General features: G+C 45.7%; 18 protein-coding genes. 5 read left to right on the top strand and 13 right to left on the bottom strand.

The features are described 5' to 3' along the window. Positions 1-222: 222 nt before the first annotated feature. The 12 genes from ftsY to GO493_RS29610 all read right to left on the bottom strand — a co-directional run bounded on the left by ftsY (position 223) and on the right by GO493_RS29610 (position 10,593). Entirely contained in the window at positions 223-1,185 is a 963-nt protein-coding gene (gene ftsY, locus GO493_RS29665; RefSeq protein WP_157309870.1) for a signal recognition particle-docking protein FtsY, read from the bottom strand. Between the two features lie 222 nt (positions 1,186-1,407). Further along, complete coding sequence (locus tag GO493_RS29660) at positions 1,408-1,581, bottom strand: DUF4295 domain-containing protein (RefSeq protein WP_157309869.1); 174 nt, start codon at positions 1,579-1,581, stop codon at positions 1,408-1,410. A 110-nt stretch (positions 1,582-1,691) separates the two neighbouring features. Next, positions 1,692-1,874, bottom strand: coding sequence for a 50S ribosomal protein L33 (rpmG, locus tag GO493_RS29655; protein ID WP_012790733.1), 183 nt, complete (start codon positions 1,872-1,874; stop codon positions 1,692-1,694). Positions 1,875-1,904: 30 nt separating this feature from the next. Further along, positions 1,905-2,141 (bottom strand): 50S ribosomal protein L28, encoded by a 237-nt coding sequence (gene rpmB / locus GO493_RS29650; protein WP_089836001.1) that lies wholly within the window; start codon positions 2,139-2,141, stop codon positions 1,905-1,907. 274 nt (positions 2,142-2,415) lie between these two features. After that, positions 2,416-3,003, bottom strand: coding sequence for a carboxymuconolactone decarboxylase family protein (locus GO493_RS29645; protein ID WP_157309868.1), 588 nt, complete (start codon positions 3,001-3,003; stop codon positions 2,416-2,418). A gap of 93 nt (positions 3,004-3,096) precedes the next feature. Beyond that, on the bottom strand, positions 3,097-3,651 hold the full coding sequence (locus tag GO493_RS29640) for a peroxiredoxin (RefSeq protein WP_157309867.1): 555 nt from the start codon (positions 3,649-3,651) through the stop codon (positions 3,097-3,099). Positions 3,652-4,467: 816 nt separating this feature from the next. Further along, positions 4,468-5,199, bottom strand: coding sequence for a bacillithiol biosynthesis deacetylase BshB1 (gene bshB1 / locus GO493_RS29635; RefSeq protein ID WP_157309866.1), 732 nt, complete (start codon positions 5,197-5,199; stop codon positions 4,468-4,470). 53 nt (positions 5,200-5,252) lie between these two features. Next, positions 5,253-5,756: a hypothetical protein gene (locus GO493_RS29630; protein ID WP_157309865.1), complete on the bottom strand. Its 504-nt coding sequence runs from the start codon at positions 5,754-5,756 to the stop codon at positions 5,253-5,255. An 83-nt stretch (positions 5,757-5,839) separates the two neighbouring features. Next, positions 5,840-6,460, bottom strand: coding sequence for a DUF4294 domain-containing protein (locus GO493_RS29625; RefSeq protein ID WP_157309864.1), 621 nt, complete (start codon positions 6,458-6,460; stop codon positions 5,840-5,842). Between the two features lie 117 nt (positions 6,461-6,577). Beyond that, positions 6,578-7,585 (bottom strand): alpha/beta hydrolase, encoded by a 1,008-nt coding sequence (locus tag GO493_RS29620; protein WP_157309863.1) that lies wholly within the window; start codon positions 7,583-7,585, stop codon positions 6,578-6,580. A 57-nt stretch (positions 7,586-7,642) separates the two neighbouring features. Continuing rightward, on the bottom strand, positions 7,643-10,147 hold the full coding sequence (ccsA, locus tag GO493_RS29615; RefSeq protein ID WP_157309862.1) for a cytochrome c biogenesis protein CcsA: 2,505 nt from the start codon (positions 10,145-10,147) through the stop codon (positions 7,643-7,645). 50 nt (positions 10,148-10,197) lie between these two features. Next, entirely contained in the window at positions 10,198-10,593 is a 396-nt protein-coding gene (locus GO493_RS29610; RefSeq protein WP_157309861.1) for a cytochrome c maturation protein CcmE domain-containing protein, read from the bottom strand. 360 nt (positions 10,594-10,953) lie between these two features. On the opposite strand from GO493_RS29610, the gene GO493_RS29605 reads away from it, so the two are divergent. The 3 genes from GO493_RS29605 to GO493_RS29595 are packed head-to-tail and all read left to right on the top strand — an operon-like array spanning position 10,954 to position 13,945. Next, positions 10,954-11,997, top strand: coding sequence for an agmatinase family protein (locus GO493_RS29605; RefSeq protein WP_157309860.1), 1,044 nt, complete (start codon positions 10,954-10,956; stop codon positions 11,995-11,997). A gap of 29 nt (positions 11,998-12,026) precedes the next feature. Next, positions 12,027-12,617, top strand: coding sequence for a hypothetical protein (locus tag GO493_RS29600; RefSeq protein ID WP_157309859.1), 591 nt, complete (start codon positions 12,027-12,029; stop codon positions 12,615-12,617). A gap of 32 nt (positions 12,618-12,649) precedes the next feature. Then, positions 12,650-13,945 carry a radical SAM protein gene (locus tag GO493_RS29595; RefSeq protein WP_157309858.1) on the top strand — a complete coding sequence of 432 codons (1,296 nt, stop codon included), beginning with the start codon at positions 12,650-12,652 and terminating at the stop codon, positions 13,943-13,945. Here the strand turns inward: GO493_RS29595 and GO493_RS29590 are convergent. Next, a complete protein-coding gene (locus GO493_RS29590) occupies positions 13,908-15,059 on the bottom strand; it encodes an MFS transporter (RefSeq protein ID WP_232539159.1) in 1,152 nt (383 codons plus the stop codon). The two genes, GO493_RS29595 and GO493_RS29590, sit on opposite strands and share 38 nt — an antisense overlap. Before the next feature lie 230 nt (positions 15,060-15,289). Between GO493_RS29590 and GO493_RS29585 the strand changes: the two genes are divergently transcribed. Continuing rightward, a complete protein-coding gene (locus tag GO493_RS29585; RefSeq protein ID WP_157309856.1) occupies positions 15,290-16,177 on the top strand; it encodes a hypothetical protein in 888 nt (295 codons plus the stop codon). 191 nt (positions 16,178-16,368) lie between these two features. Further along, positions 16,369-17,784 carry a DUF5723 family protein gene (locus tag GO493_RS29580; RefSeq protein ID WP_157309855.1) on the top strand — a complete coding sequence of 472 codons (1,416 nt, stop codon included), beginning with the start codon at positions 16,369-16,371 and terminating at the stop codon, positions 17,782-17,784. Positions 17,785-17,992: the final 208 nt, after the last annotated feature.

Below are 17,992 nucleotides of genomic sequence, written 5' to 3'. Positions count from 1 at the left end.
ACTTTAGCTCCCGCAATACATGCTTTAAACATGCTTTAAACATGCTTGAAACATGCTTGAAACATGCCTGAAAGGTGGCGTTGATCTACTGTAAAATACGTTAGGAGGTCAGTGAAACAATCGTATAGCTGAGAACGCATAAACACCGCAGGAATAGTGCTGTGTAAGCATAAAAAAGGCCCGGACCTGAGGCCCGGGCCTTTACATTTAAGAATATAGTTATCAGCCATTTATGCTGAATAATGAATCGACAAACTCTTCTTTATTGAATACCTGCAGATCTTCCATTTTCTCTCCTATACCGATATATTTAACCGGTATTTTGAACTGGTTAGCAATTGCCAGTACCACGCCTCCTTTAGCTGTACCATCCAGCTTGGTGATAGCCAGGGCGGAAACTTCGGTAGCGGCGGTGAAATGCCTGGCCTGTTCCAGGGCATTCTGGCCGGTAGAGCCATCCAGCACCAGCAGCACTTCATGGGGGGCCTCAGGAAGCACCTTTTTCATCACCCTTTTGATCTTACTCAGCTCATCCATCAGATGGGCCTTGTTATGCAGACGGCCTGCTGTATCAATGATAATAACGTCTACATCTTTTGCGGCGCCGCTCTGTACTGTATCAAATGCTACAGCGCCGGGATCGGAGCCCATTTGTTGTTTTACGATGGGAACGCCTACCCTGTCACTCCAGATAGTGAGCTGGTCAACCGCGGCTGCGCGGAAAGTATCTGCTGCGCCGAGGAGGACCGATTTGCCGGCTTTTTTAAAGTTATAGGCCAGTTTACCGATGGTGGTTGTTTTGCCAACACCGTTCACTCCTACTACCATGATCACGTAAGGTCTTTTTCCCTGTGGTGTTTCAAAATCGCGGAAGCCGCTGTCCGGAGCATCAACCAGCAGACCGGCAATTTCTTCCTGCAATATTTTATTCAGCTCTCCGGTACCGAGGTATTTATCTTTCGATACACGTTTTTCTATCCTGTCGATGATCTGTACTGTGGTATCCACGCCAACGTCTGCAGACACCAGGGCTTCTTCCAGGTTGTCCAGCACTTCAGTATCTACAGTGGATTTACCGGCAATGGCCCGGCCTATTTTTGAGAGGAAGCTTTCTTTGGTTTTCTGTAATCCCTGGTCCAGGCTTTCCTTCTTTTCCCTTGAAAATAGCTTGTTGAAAAAACTCATAAAATAATATCAGGGCGTTAAGTTAACGAAAATCGCTATAACGGGGGGTAAATTGCTCAAAAAGTTGCTTTTGTCTTCAGTGAAGCGACTTCCTGAGAGATTTTCCGGCCTGCGGCCGGCAGAGAATTCTGAGGGGGTATTTTTTGCGGACTGAAATTTTATCCAAACACAAAAAGCTGTCCCTTTAAAGGACAGCTTTTCAGTATGATTAGTAAAGCCGAATTACTTCTGGTTCATGTACTCCTGCACTTTGTCTTTGTGCACGATAGCTTCTTTGAAAGTGTAAGCACCGCTTTTAGGAGAACGTACCGCTTTGATCACTTTAGTCCAAACTTTAGACTCAGCGGCTGCTTTAGCATCTTTTACCTTCGCGTTCTTGGAAGTTCCTTTTGCCATAATATTTTCAGATTAATAGTTAAAGTGAATCGTCAAAGTTACCTGTTAATTGCTAATCGCGACGGAGTGCATCAACATGCTAACGATTAACGATCAACATTAACAATCAATTACTTAATTTCTTTGTGTACAGTAACCTTCCTCAGGATAGGATTGTACTTCTTCAGCTCCAGACGTTCCGGAGTGTTCTTTTTGTTCTTGGTGCTGATATAACGGGAAGTACCAGGCTGACCGGAGGTCTTATGCTCTGTACATTCCAGGATCACTTGCACCCTGTTACCTTTTTTTGCCATTTTGTATACAAATTAAGTGAATGCTTACAATTAGATGTTCTGTCCAGCTGCACGCAAGTCCTTTACTACTGCATACAAACCATTCTTGTTGATAGTTCTTAAACCATCAGCAGAAACTTTCAAAGAAATCCAGCGGTCTTCTTCCGCCAGGAAGAAACGCTTTTTCTGCAGGTTGGGCAGAAATCTTCTCTTTGTCTTAATATTAGAGAAGGAAACATGGTGACCCGTAATCGGCTTCTTTCCTGTCACCTGACATACTCTTGCCATGATAGAAAAATTTTGGATTGCAAAAGTCGCTCTTTTTTATTGATTTTACAAATTATTGCAATCCTATTTTATTAACAATAGAGAAATGTGTAAATGTAAACTTTAAATTACACCTTCTATTTTTCTGTATATCAGTCAATTATGCTTGGATTTATTGATTTGATATAAAGATATCCACATTCCATTTTCAGATCAACTATCCACCAAAATCATTCATTTTCGGCAAAAGTGATTTTTGCGGAAGATGTTTTGACCACCTATGATGATCCGTTAATTACAGCACTACAACCAGGCTTTTCAGTACGGCGCCGAGGCGAACGGCATCCAGAACACGCTGCTGGGAAGTTCCATGTTTCAGTAAAGCTTCTTCATGTGAAGTTACGCACATTTCACAACCGTTCAGTGCAGATACCATCAGGCTTACCAGTTCAAAGAACTCTTTGCCCAATACCGGGTTAGCCATGATGCTCATACGGATACCTGCGGGGGTAGCTGTATAGAATTCCTTATCCAGGAAGTGACGGAAACGGTAATAAACGTTATTGGCATTCATCAGAGAGGTGCAGCTTATTATTTCTGCTACTTCTTTCTCATTTGCGCCTTCCTGTACTGCCAGTTTTTCCAGCGCAGCCTGCAGTTCCGCATGTTTTTCATTTACAGCTACTGCCAGTGCCAGCAGGTATGCTTCTTTTTTAGTGAGGGAAGCAGCGCCTATTGCATTGCTTACATTTATCTTCAGATCTTTCAGGTAACGGGCATCTGTATTAGCCAGTGTATGCAGGCGGGCAGACAGGTGCGCTTCTGTCAGTCCTACAGACTGTAACAGCTGCACAGCCGTATCCTGATTTGTTGTTGCGAACATAATATAATGATCTTGATATTTAATGGAAAGAAAAAGTCCATAGCCGGACGGCCCGGGTGGGACCACTGACTATGGACCAATGTCTAAAATTGATTAGGCTGTCAGGGTTGCCTGGCCTTTTTCCCAGTTGCAAGGGCACAGTTCGTCTGTCTGCAGGGCGTCCAGAACACGCAGTACTTCTTTCACGCTACGGCCTACATTCAGATCGTACAGGGAAACCCAACGTACAATACCCTGAGGATCAACGATGAAAGTAGCACGGTATGCTATTTTCTCGTTTGCTTCCAGGATACCCAGATCTTCCGCCAGAGATTTGGAAGTGTCTGCCAGCATGGGGAACTGTAAACCACGCAGGTCTTCGTGATCCCTTCTCCATGCAGCATGTACAAACTCGCTGTCTGTAGATGCACCGATCAATACAGCGTCACGGTCAACGAAGTCCTGGTAATGCTTGTTGAATTCAGCGATCTCAGTAGGACAAACAAAGGTGAAATCCTTTGGCCACCAGAACATTACCATCCATTTACCGGAATTCTTCAGCTCTTCTGAAGACAGTTCATAAAACTCTTTACCTTTCTCGATAGAAACTACCGCTGTTTTTTTGAACTCAGGAAACTGTGAACCTAAGGATAATGTTACATTCTTCATTGTGCGTATATGATTTATTGTTTACTTGATCCGATATTGACATTCAACATGAGTCTATTTAAAGTCACATTCTCATGAATTCTATATGTCTTAATGGTTAATTGCGGGTGCAAATTTCCCTCTCTATTCATTATTAATCAAATAGATTTTTGCTGTTACCTCATTGAAAATCTCTATATACCCTGAAAAAGTCCGTCCCTCCTGCGTATGCTTTCATTTTCTTTATCGATTTTGTGGAAAAAAGAGCCTATTAATACAATCTTAACGTTTTTTTCGGCGAGGCGTAACAATTTGGCACGTTATTTAGTTATATATAGGGCGTTGAAACAATAAAAAACTAAAGCGACAGGATATGAAACTCAAAAACGTACTATTGGTAATTTTTACGATCGGACTGGCACTCATCCCATTTATTAAAAACGGACTTGACAAGCATGATGAATTTGATGCAACACAAGACCTGTTTATCTAATGGATAACGAGAGTTGTTGTCCGGTATTTTAAACTTTCATCATCTTCCCAGGCGGGAAGCAGTTAACCTATTGCATAAACCATTCTGATTCAATTTGCTAAAGATATAAAAGCCTGACCGTGAGGTTGGGCTTTGTTGTTTTAAGGGCTATGTGGCGCTAAAGTGCACCCGCAATGCATACACTATCCATACTTTATAGTAGGCTTTGAGTAGGAATATCTATACTGAAGGGGTGCTCAAAAAAACGCTTTTGCCTTCGGCAAAAGCGTTTTTTTGAGGGAGAACGGCCTGCGCCCGGCCGAGTTTTTTTGAAGGGGGCAGGCCGGTTAAATTAAAATATCATCTCAGGTAACATTATTAATAAGATCACGGAAGGACCTGATACCCAACATCTTAACCGTTGTAAAACCTTCCGCATAAGCCACTCCTACAACTCGTCCCAGCGTAGCATCCCTGCTGATCACGCCTTCAAAAAAGGCAGGAGAAGAGATATAAGTCTGCGGTTCATTATCAGAAGAAGCAAGGAACTGGGTTTTAAAAGCCCGGATCGCTTCTTTTTTGCGTTCTATTACAGGAGAGATATCTACTACAAAGTCCGGTTCCTGGAATTTATCCTGCAGAAAATGGAAAACCTGCTTTGGACGCCATGCCTGCTGAGGCAGGCCATCCTCCCCAATTGTTTCAATTTTACGCAGCCCTGCCAGGAAGCAGCTGTCAGCTATCAGCCTGGCGCCCCTGCCATGGTCCGGGTGGCGGTCTTCGTAAGCATTGGCCAGCACGATCTCCGGCCTGTATTTACGGATAGCAGCAATCAGTTTCAGTTGTTCTTCAGTATCATTACGGAAAAAGCCGTCTTTCAGGCTTAGGTTAGCCCTTACATCCAGTCCCATAATAGCGGCAGAAGCCTGGGCTTCTGTTTCGCGGGTTTCAGGAGTACCTCTGGTACCCAGTTCTCCCCTTGTAAGGTCCAGTACGCCTGTTTTCATTCCCTGTGCGGCATGTACCATCAGGGTGCCGGAACAGGCCAGTTCTACGTCATCAGGATGCGCAGCAATAGCCAGTATATCTAATTTCATCTAAAGTCCATTCTTTGGTGGAGTGCAAAGATACAGTACAGGATCAAAAACCGTTACTTTACCCGGGAGCGGATAATAACACCCAACTGCTTACCATCTACCTCATATTGTTCTTTCAGGATCTTTGGCGGTATTACGTCAATGCTACCGATAGTTCCTTTCTCCAGTGCTGCCAGCATCTGTTCTACACTTTGCGTCAGCACAGAACCATCCAGAATATACTGGAAACTGCTGTCTGTGCCATATTGTTTTAACGCTTTGGCAAAAGATGACGAAATGTCACTGAACATTTTCGTGTACCGACGGCGGGCAAATGGAATGGTCTCAACGTATATGACACCGTCAGCTCCCCGTGAACCGAATTTCTCACGGAGCTTTGCACCTTTTACAATATTAATAATGGCAATCTGACGGGGATCAAGACCTGCAAGGCCTTGTTTGCTTTCCACACTGTCTACAAATAAAAGAGAGCTGTCACTCATGCCGGGTATGGCAGTTTCCTGGGCTATGGCCACCGTCTTCCAGAGAAGGAGGCAGAAAATTAATTTCAAACGCATTTGTGAAATTAAGGAGAAGAGTGCTAATTGGGAGTTAATGTTTTTTAAGAGGGTTGTCCGCTCTGCGGCCGGACGTTATCATATCAATTATAGGCGCGTGAGCCCCGGTACATTTCTATTTCCTGGACAATGGCTTCAATATCCTTATCTTCCTCATAATCATATTCACTTTTCAGGTTACCGCCAAAGAAAAAGGCAACTGTCTGCCACATACGGGCCGAGAAACCACCTTTCAGCTCTTTAATGATCTCGTAACAGTTCTCACCGGTTTCCCGGTTAATGAGCTTCATCAATACTTTTCCCTGGTAAACAGAAAGATTCTCCAGTTTATCGCCAAACTGAGCCTTCATCTGTTTTTCAATACCTTCCAGGTATTTTTTTCTGTCTTTTTTATCATGAAGGGTGGCAAGCCTGCTGTTTACATCTTTCAGTATCCGGGCGGCAGATTTGGCGTAAGGATAAGTAACATAAACCGCGTTTCTGAGCCTGGTCCACTGTGCGCGCTGTTTACGGAATTTTTTGGGCAGTTTATCTACCACTTCTACTATGCTCAGGGTAATGAAAGGGATTGTGTCTGTACCTATCACAACGGCACTCACCGGAATACTGTCCAGACCATGTCTGGATTGAGCATTCACTTCACTGCGGCATAGGACGCATAAAAGCATGGTGATCAGAAAGATAAGTGCAGAAAGACGGCGCATAGAACCTTAAATCTCTGTTAAAGTTAATGTATTTAATTGATAGTAGGTTGAAGGGGGAATTGCGCAAAAAGATCACTTTTTGCGGGAAGGTAGCTGGCTATAGGCCAGCCGCGATATTTATCTGGCCTGTGGGACCAATCCCAGCTTTTGCTCTGCAAAGGCGTTAATAGCTCTTTCTACGGCCGGAATATCATGTGAAGTGATAGAGGAACCGATCACATGTGCCTGGGCATTGGGAATAGCTATTGCCTGCTTCAGACCGGGAGGTGTGCCTAACTGGCGATGCATTTCCAGTATAGCGCTGACTTTTACAGTAGGGTCCTGATGTGCCTGGTCCTTAAAATAATAAAGGTCCAGCACCGGTTGCTTTATCTTTCTGAAAGTACTCTGCTGCATAGTTGTTTCCAGGAGATTTTCCAGCTCCACAACTGCTTCCAGGCGGTACCGGTCATACCAGTACTGGCTTCTGGCAGGGCTGACAGGCGGGCTTTCATTATATTTCCCATGTTTCACCAACCGGGAGATCTGTAACCCCCAGGGATTGTTGACCAGGAAGACCAGGTCATCGTTGATAGCAATATTGGGAGACAGATTAATGACTGCATACACATCATTAGGATAGGAAGCGGCCAGCTGCAAAGCTAATGTACCGCCGGTAGAGGTGCCTATGATGATCACCTTATCGCCCAGCGCCTTACCGATGCTCAATGCTTCTTTGGCATCCTGCCAGAGGCCTGAAGCTGTCATATTCAGCAAGGGTTCGGAAGTATCTATACCATGGCCATCCAGCCGGGAGAGGTAGAGGTTGCAGCCATATCTCCTGGCAAAATCCCTGTGTACGGGATCTCCTTCTTTCTGACTGGCTGAAAAACCATGGAGATAGACTACGCTGTAAGCAGTTTTACGGGGTATGGAATCATTCCAGATTATACGGGCTTCATTATCCGGTTTAAGATGGTGGCGGCTTTCTTTCTGAGCAATGTAATGTTCCAATGCGCCTGTTTCCGGGGGTACTTTGGGTAAGAGGAGATCGTATCTGGGAACGGCAGGCCGGGGACCGAGGTAATATACTATTACCAATATAGTTATGCCTATAAGGGAAATTCGCAGCCAGCTGCTTTTCATGGGTAGTGTATTGATTTATACCCGGGCCGGCATGACCCGGGTATAAATGCGTTAAGGTTAATTGCTTTTCGCTTTGTTCGCCTTCACCCGCTGCACAATACTCATTATAAATCCGATGATCATGACCAGGACGCCTCCCCATAACACATTGATATATGGAAATACCAGGGCCTTCATCACAATGTAATCCTTGAATGTATCGGATTCTTTTACCTGTAATTCTATTTTTTTATCCTTAGGCAGGATCTTGCTGAAACGTACAAATAGTGCCAGAGGCGCTACCGTATCCGGTACTATCACTTCGTAGGAACTGTCGCGCAGGCTGTATACCGGCAACAGGTTATACTGTTCGTTATTCTTTGTAAAGACCTTCAGCTGCGCACCAACTGCCAGATCTCCTGACTGAGGCTGATAGTTTGGATTTTCAGGTTTTGGCAGCAATGATTCCAATACCATGAAACCGTTGGCAAAAAAGACAGAATCACCTGGCGCCACTTCATGTTTGGTGTACTGGGCGGTATCGCTGGATTCATCTTTAATGGGTACTGCCGTAATATAAGTAAAAATATCTTTCGTGAGATAGTGTCTGGAATCGGGGTTGGGAGTCAGTCCCTGCTCTCCCCTGTTACTGAGGAAGGCATCCGGGTGCAGGGTGAACTTCTCAGCGATATCGCCTGTTTTCGGGTCACGGCGTTCGTAACGTACCAGGTAATAGGTCTTTGCATCGCCATGCGCCAGGGAATCTCCGGCATAAGTAACGTGATAATCACCCATCTGTACGGGAAAATTCTTGGGCAACATGAGGTTTTCCCGTGGGTTCTCCTTGCTGTCTTTGCCAAAGAAGCCATTATCCAGCATCCTCATCCTGTCTATCGAGATCACTTCTTTCTTGGCAGATGTAATGAGGATACCCAGCAATACCAGTCCGAAGCCTACGTGCGCCACAGAGGCGCCGGCAGCTCTTAACTTACCTTTCTGACCGATGAAGATATAGGCGGCGTTGGCCACTACAGCATATACGCTGGCAAACAGCATGACATAGATAGCGGAGAGGAACCCTGCGCCGTAAGTGTCATAGTTGATATTGCCGAAGATACCTATCAGACCGGTAATAACCAGGCTAAGTACGGTGGGTACAGCTATTTTGCGGCTGAAGAAGCCTCTGGGCGTGTCCTTATATTTCATGTATTGCAGTACGGCAGTCATTAATCCCAATACAATTGCGATCCAGATCTGGATCTTATTAAAGTGGAACATGCCGTCTGACGGCGGAGCAATATCCCTTTGCAGGTTAAATAAGCTCTTGATACCCAGCAGGTTGATCAGCTTATTCCATACGGGAATGGAGGTTGTAAAGGTGATCTGAATGGCGGCTATCAGCAGGATCAGGGCGCCGATGAACAGCCAGAACTCGCGGGAATAGGTGCTTTCTTCCTTTACAATGGAAGGTATTTCTTTCCTTCTTGCTATCAGCAGCCAGAAACCCGGAATGGCAAATACTGCCATGTATATGAGCAGCTGTCCGCTCATGCCCAGATCGGTGAAAGAGTGTACGGAGGTGTCTCCCAGTATGCCGCTACGTGTCAGGAAAGTGGAATACAGGATCAGTATAAAAGTGATCAGGAAGAAGAAGAAGGTGGCTTTCAGGGCATGTCCTGTATACTTAAACGCCAGCAGGGTGTGGATACCGGCTACCAGGGTAAGCCAGGGCACCAGGGAGGAGTTTTCTACAGGGTCCCAGGACCAGTAACCGCCAAAGGTGAGTGATTCATATGCCCAGGCAGCGCCCATCATGATACCTGTTCCCAGCATCATGGCAGAGAAAAGAGACCAGGGCAAGGCGGGTTTGATCCATTCTTTATAATCACGGGTCCAGATACCGGCAAAGGCGTATGCGAAGGGCATGATGGTGGAGGCAAAGCTGAGGAACACCACAGGAGGATGGATAACCATCCAGTAATTCTGCAGGGAGAGGTTCAGGCCGTTACCATCTTTTATGAAGTTGAGGTAATCTGCACGGGATACCCAGGGCAGGCCCTGGTTTTCTTCTGCCAGTCGCAATAAAAGGAATGGATTACTACCTACGCGGTAGCCCAGGATATAAATACCCAGGAGCATACTTGCCAGGCAGACCTGTGCCAGTGAGAGGACAGTCATTACCGGGGCTTCGTATTTCTTGCCTGTGCGCAGCAGGACCAAACCTAATACACTGTTCCAGATGGACCAGAGGAGGAAGCTGCCTTCCTGGTCGGCCCAGAAGCTGGAAAGCAGGTAGCTTACCGGCAGATCGCGGGAGGAGTTCCTCCACACGTATTTATATTCAAAAAAGTGATTGTAAAGTGCATAGTACAGGCAGCTGAATACGGCGAAAACTGAAATAGCCTGTATAATGAAGCCGCCGCGGGCCAGGTTCTTCCAGGATTGCTGCAGATTTGCGTCTTTCGACTGCACAGACATGAAATAGCTGATAGTAGCTACGATGGACGAGACGAATGCCAGTACTGCAAAGAAATGACCCAGTTGCCCGGGCAACAGGTGTTCCCCTATATAATTTGTATTCAAGACGAAACAGCTAAGATGTTAATGTTAAGGGGTAAATGGATGGTTGGGAGCTATGCTTTTGTGCCAATAGCCACCTGGTCGTTTTTATATTTGGACGGGCACTTCATCAGTATTTTACTGCATTGAAACTCACCATTCTCCATTTTACCGGTCAGTACCACGCTTTCTGCTTTCTCGAAATCTGTTGGTTTGGTGCCATAGAATACTACCGGTCTTGTTTCACCGGTTTTATCGATCACATAAAAGCGGAACAGGTTAGCATCCTTTACGGGATCATAATGCATTGCTTTTGTTGTATCCAGTTTTCCGATCACCTGAAACTGTTTCCCTTCTTTCTGTCTTGCTGTAGCGAAAGTTTCATACGTACTGAAATCGCCAGCTACGGTTACGATCACTCCTATAGCTACAGCAATCAGCACCAGCAAAACAATATTTGATTTCTTCATATTGTAATAATTCTGCTTCCTTATTATTTTTTGAAGAAGTGGAAAATGCCCCTCCTTCCCATTCCGCAAAATTAACGCAAAATGAACTACTGGTATCATTTTTCGACATGATATTTATCATAAAATCAATCTATCAGCCATAGATGAAAACTATAACCGCTCATCCTTTTTTAACCAGATTTTAACGGTTTCAGGGACCGGAACATTATCAGGCTCAACAGCCTCCTTCTCCTGCTGTATGGAGCAATAAAATACTATCTTTGCGGCGGAAAAACGATCCGCCTCCGGCGGAAGCGGTTCCGTGAGCTTACAGGAAGGCGCCAGTCCACCGTAAGTCTCGCATTATCAAATATCAATATCATGGCGGATTTATCTCAATTTGATCCCAATTCGGTAAGCCTGGTTTCCAATAATGTCTTTGGGCTACCTACAACTGAAACTGATGCGGCGCTTGTATTGCTGCCTGTGCCCTGGGAAGTAACTGTTTCCTATTCACATGGTACAGCAAGGGGGCCGGAACAGATCTGTAAAGCGTCACTACAGGTAGATCTGTACGATCCGGATGTAAAAGACGGCTGGAAAAGTGGTTTTTACATGCGTGACCAGGATAAACATATGCTGTTACGCAGTGACTACCTGAGGAAAGAGGCGGAATTATACCTGAAATTCCTGACCGAAGGGGGAGATATTGCTGAGAATGAATTTCTTAAGAAAACGCTGGTAGATGTAAATACCGGTACCCGGCTTATGAACGAATGGGTTTATAAGCAGACAAAAGACCTGCTGAACAGTGGGAAACTGGTTGGGCTGGTAGGCGGCGATCATAGTACGCCGCTGGGTTATTTCAGGGCGATAGGTGAAAAGAAAGGTGAATTCGGTATTCTGCAGATAGATGCGCATTGTGATCTGCGCAATGGTTATGAAGGTTTTCCTTACTCCCATGCTTCGATCATGTATAACGCCATTAACGAGGTGCCACAGCTAAGCAAGCTGGTACAGCTGGGTATCAGGGATTATTGCGAAGAGGAACTGGATTATATTAATAACAGTAACGGTAAGGTCGTTACTTTCTTTGACAGGGATATTAAGACCCGTTTATACGAAGGCGACAGCTGGCGTCAGGTTTGTGATGATGTTATTGCACAGCTGCCGCAGCAGGTCTATATCAGTTTCGATATAGACGGACTGGACCCGAAACTGTGCCCCCGCACAGGAACGCCGGTACCGGGAGGTTTTGAAACAGAGCAGCTTTATTTCCTTTTCAGGAAGATACTGGAGAGTGGAAGGAAACTGATAGGATTTGATCTTTGCGAGGTAAGTACTTCTCATGATGAGTGGGACGCCAATGTAGGTTCCCGCGTACTTTTCAAATTGTGTAACCTGCTGGTGCATTCCAACAGATAAGCTAAGCCAATGGTTTACAGATGAATAATATGAAACAATACAAGATCCGGATACTTCACCCGAATGCGGTTACACGTCTCAAGCTGCAACCTGTCATGCATGGCCTGGCAGGCATACTTTTTATGCTGAACGGAATAGGTGTTTACAATAGTCCGCATCCCAACTGGACAATAGCCATCTTCTTTATAATACTGGGGTTTGGCAGCCTGTTGTTCCCTTTTCTTATGCGCCGTTTAAGTAATATACAGTCGGCCAACAGCCTGGCGCGTCTTGTGCAGGCATTTGTGAGCTTTACGGGATGTCTTTATTTCCTGAGCCACATGCAGCCGCTGATAGGTGTGCTCCTGTTCCTGACAGGCATAGCTTCTGCCTACATTGGCTGGGCAGAATACAAGATATTCCAGCCCTGCTTTGTAAAGATAGACATGATGGGGGTGATACTGCCTGGCACCTTTTCTGAGCGCCTGATTGGCTGGAACCAACTGAATAACGTAATTTTGCGGAATGACCTGCTGACAATAGACTTTAAGAACAACAAAGTTTTGCAGCTGGAAGTATTAGATGAAACAGGCACCGCGACGGCGGAGGAAATGAATGCCTTTTTCAAAAGCAGACTTTGATCATCAACTCAACTAGAAACGTACTTTATATTTTGAAACAGTCTCCATATATACTCTACTCAGACGGTAAAGGCAACATCTTTGAAGATACCACCATGCACACTACCGGCCGCAGCGGCTGGGATGCCTGGCCTATTGAACCGGATGAATGGATAGAGCTGCCTGAAGGCGGTTCCCTTTATGAATTGCCCGGCCGTCGTGGTATAGGTTTAAACGCTGTTACCGGAGAAATGGAACTGTGTGATAAAGGCTGGGCCGTAGCGGCTTTCATACCTCCTGCGCATACCGGGTTTTACCTGGCCGCGTACGAGACCATGCCGGACGCTCCCACCCTGCCTCTTTTCTGCTATACTGCAGTGGGTTGGCTGGATGGCAAGTTCTATGTGCCCGCCACCCGTATTGAACAGGATATACGCCAGGAATGTGCGGGATTTGACGACAAGAAAGTGAAACAGGGTGTAAACCAGTTACTGGAAGCTTATCCGCATAACAGGCTGGTAAAACACCTGGCAGATAATTGCGCGCTGACGTACCACTGCCCTGCCGCCCGGAACTATTTTATGGGCCGCTGGGAATGCCCCATTCCTTCTTCACCTGCCTGTAACGCTAACTGTATTGGTTGTATCTCCTTCCAGCCGGAAGAAGAAACCATTGTATCCACACAGGACAGGCTTCGCTTTAAACCTACTGCTGCAGAGATAGTGGAATATACAGTGCCTCACCTGGAAACAGCGCCTTTCCCTATAGTGAGCTTTGGACAGGGTTGTGAAGGTGAGCCGTTACTGATGTGGGAGACTATCCGCGATTCTATTATCGAGATCAGGAAACATACGTCTAAAGGCAGTATCAATATCAATACCAATGGCAGTAAGCCAGATGCTGTGCGTGAGCTTTGCAAGGCAGGGCTGAACAGCATCAGGGTAAGTACCAACTCTGCGCAGGAGAAGTATTATACGCCTTACTACCGTCCTAATAACTACGTTTTTGAAGATATAGTGGAAAGCCTGAAAGTAGTGCGTGAGTTTGGCGGATGGACGTCTATCAACTACTTTGTATTTCCCGGTATGACAGACAGCGCCGATGAATATGAAGCGCTGCGCAAACTGATACGGGATACAGACCTGCAGATGATACAATGGCGTAACTTCAACATTGACCCTGACTGGTACCTGGGCCGTATGGGTATCACCGATCCGGGAGAATGCCTGGGTGTCAAACAATTACAGGAGCTTATCCATGAAGAGTTCCCCCATCTGAAATACGGTTATTTCAACCCTCCGATGGAAAGGATCAGGGGTGATTATGAGAATGACTTTGCACACTATTAAACGGTAGCTCTGCAACTTTTTTATACAGGAAATAAAAGCCGGCACCTGTGCTGATGCACAGGCCTGCCGCGCAGTACCACCATATTGAAAACCCGTAATGTCCTACCATATATGCTCCCAGTGTTGGCGCCAGCACATTGGAAATAGCAAAGGCGATAGTGTAAAGGGAAGCATATTGTCCGCGGTTATGTTCTCCGCTGCGGTGTACAAAGAAAGAGTTCATAAAAGGTATACACAACATCTCCCCTAACGTAAAGAGCAGGATGAAGACCAGCCCCGTAGCGGCTATTGGCGGCAGCAGGTTGAAACAGAGATACGCAAGGCCGCTTATCAGCACTCCCCTGGTTATGAATAACAGGCTATGCATACGGCCTTCCAGTTTATAGACGAACACCATCTCCACAAAAGCTACTATCAGACCGTTCAATCCCAGTATCATGCCTATATGGGATTCATCCAGCAGTACTACAGATTTCAGGTAAAGAGATACCATTGTAGATAATTGCAGGAACCCTGTAGTGAACACTGTTACCAGGAATATAAAGATGAGATAACCGGTATCGCGGTAAACGCTTTCTGTTCCAGGCTCAGTTTCACATCCGGGTGCTGCTTTTTCCTTAGGTTTTATTTTACCGGGGGGCAGGAAAATGCGCATGATCAGGACGGCGCAGATGCAGGTTAATCCATCTACCCAGAAAAGTGCATGATAACTATAGCCGGCTAATAGTCCGCCGAGAGCCGGACCAATGGACCAGCCCAGGTTGGAAGCCAGCCTGTTCAGGGAATATGATCGTGTTCTGTTGGCGACAGAGCTGTAATGGGCTGTAGCTGCAGCGTTGGCGGGCCTGAAAGCGTCGCCTACGCAGCTCAGGATGAAAATGCAGATGCAGAATTGGGGGAAGGTACGCATTTGTCCGAGTACCATGAAGATCAGGCCCTGGAGGAAGAGGCTCCAGAACTGGACCTGGTAGAAGCCTATCCGGTCAGATAATCTTCCGCCCATAAAAGCGCCGAAGATAGCACCGGCGCCGAAACAGGCCATTACAATACCGGCCTGCTCTACTGAGAAACGGAGCTGCTGAGTGAGATATACCGTCAGGAATGGAACTACCATTGCGCCGCTGCGGTTAATCAATAGAACAACTGCCAATAACCAGGTTGATGTAGATAAGCCGGCATAAGCTTTTCTGTACAGGTCGAAAAGGGAAGACATAATTACTTACAAAAGTAATCAGTGTGGAGGAGATTTTTTCTTTTTTGCGAAGGGAACCTGACTGTAGCCGCCTTTAGCCATACCGGAGCACGCTGTCTGCATATTATTAAAAATAATCTTACTTTTGAGTTATGCCAAAAAAGGAAAACAATACCGATAAAAATCTAAAAGCAGCCGGCGCCACTATTGCCGTACACGCATTAGTGTTAGTTGTCCTGCTATTGGCCGGTTTTTCTGCACCGCCCCCATTACCTGACCAGGACTTAGGCATGGAAGTGAATCTTGGCACTTCTGACGAAGGTATGGGAGATGAGCAGCCGCTGAATCCTAATCCGCCAAACAGCGGAGAAGCTAATTCCAGCACGCCGCAATATGAAGCGGTTCCAGCGCAGGATAATGCTACCCAGGAAGACATTGCGACTGATAATGAACCAGATGCACCTGAAATCAGCAAACCGAACAAACCGGTAGAAAAACCCAGGGAAACACCTCCAAAGAACCTGGATGTGCAACCTACCAAAACACCAAAGAAAACTACAGATAATCCTCCTGCCAATACTCAACCTTCCCGATCTCCGAAAGCGGTGATGACCGGCGGAACGTTCAATAACAGTTCCAGCGGCAATAACGCCAATGGTACCAACAATTCTACCGGGGAAGGAAATACCGGCAAACCGGGTGACAGAGGCCAGATAAACGGAAATCCCAACGCAACTGGTTATACAGGTGGTGGTTTAGGAGGCGGCCGTTCTGATTTCCGTCTTAACAACCGCTCCCTGATCAGCAAACCATCACTGACCTATGAGGGCGATGAATCAGGTTATATTGCTATTAACATCAAAGTAGACCGTCAGGGTAATGTGATTGAAGCCAGCCATTCACTGAAAGGCTCTACGCTGAATAACTCCCGTCTCATTGAAATTGCCAAAAGAGCTGCCCGCGAATTAAAATATAACGTGAGCGCTGATGCTCCTGAAGTTCAATTTGCACTTATAAGATTTTATTTTAAAGTACAATAACATATTTTGATATATTTGCATGGGAAAAGATATTATATCTTTTCCCTTTTTCTTTTATATCGCCTGCCAATATCCGGCATGATTTTGCGTTATAAGGAGGAAAAACCGAACGCCAACTAATTATTGTTATGCCATTTAGAGCAATGCTAACGAGAGGCTTATGCCTTTTTTCTATCACTGTTACGTCTGTTTTGTGTACAATTAAGGCACAGGCGCAATTTAATCTTGGTGGGTATTCAAACAGCCACTATGCCGGTATTCACGGTGTGCCGATGAATCCAGCTTCTGCTGCAGGTACCCACTATAAATGGGATGTCAATATTGGCGGAATACAGGGAACTATCGGCAATACATATGTGAGCTTTCCGCGGAAAACCATTTTCCATCCGCCAGATTCTCTTGAGCAACTGGACCGTGGTAAAGACTATTTTCTGGACAGTGCAGCCAATCCGCTTAAAAAGCAATACGGCTGGGGTAGTGTAGATCTGATGATGCCATCTGTATTATATTCTATAGATGAATTGCAATCCATTGCTTTTACCTGGCGTATACGCGCCAATGGTAATGCTGGCGGCCTTACCACTGATGTCACTAACTTTTTTGCATACAGTTTTCCTAATCCGAATCTTACCAACCGCCGTTACGATATAGAAAATGCGCAGGGTGGTTTTAACTGGTGGAATGAATTTGGCGCTACTTATGCAAGAGTGATCCGGGATGATGGTATTCATCGCCTGAAAGGCGGCGTTACGCTGAAACTGCTTTCAGGTATTGCAGCGGGCTATGCGCAGGTAGAAGATGCAAGCTTTATCATGCGGAGTGCTACTGATGCGCAGATCAACAGTGGTACATTGAAAATGGGTTATAGTGAAGGGATCAACAACTGGGAAAAGCCAACGCTCAGCAATTATTCCCTGTTCAAAAATATTGGGTTTGGTATGGATCTGGGGGTGATCTATGAATGGAGGGAGGAAGTAGATGGTCTTACAGGTTATGACAATGACCAGTGGAATCCTGAAGCAGATGATTACAAACTGCGTTTAGGAGTATCCTTGCTTGACCTGGGAGGTATAACCTACAAGAAAATGCCATCCAACAAAGATCTTGCCCTGGCAACAGAGAGTATTAATCCGAATGAGATCAAGCATCGCAGAGGAGAAGGCTGGCAGCAATATTACCGTCGTATCAGCACTTACTTTACAGAGATCCCTTCTGACGATAAGTTCAGGATGAATACTCCGGCTTCTCTGAACCTGATGGCTGATTATAATATTGATGGCCGTTTCTTCGTGAACTTCAATGGTAATCTTGCTATGAACGCCGGCAGGTATGACCCGAGCAAAACTTACAGGATATCACAGTTTCAGCTTACTCCCCGTTACGATTCACGAAATATTGGCGGGTATGTACCGATCAGTGTGAATACCAAAGGACAACTTGATATGGGTGTAGGTTTGCGTGCCGGCCCGCTGGTAATTGGGTCTTCTACCCTGTTATCTAATCTCTTCCAGAAAGATAAGAAGCGTATGGATGGGTTCCTTGCTTTGCGTGTAGTGCCTATCAGGTTTGGTAAGTCAAGGTTGGGGTGCCCGGCTACTAATTTCTAAGATATTTAACTGCTCAAAAAAAAACGCTTTTCCTCTATCTCTGGCAGACCTACGGTGTGCCTATATCTCCCTCAAAAAAAGAGAAGCCGTCTCAATAATAAATTGAGACGGTTTTTTCTTTTGTATAGCGCTATATACGTGGTCATATATGTGGAGCCTTAATTTTATTCAGTAAAAATATATGACGGGCTTAGGGAGATGGGAACAA

The organism is Chitinophaga tropicalis (assembly GCF_009758205.1).
Lineage (GTDB): Bacteria > Bacteroidota > Bacteroidia > Chitinophagales > Chitinophagaceae > Chitinophaga > Chitinophaga tropicalis.
This window is presented reverse-complemented; position numbering and strand designations above follow the sequence as displayed.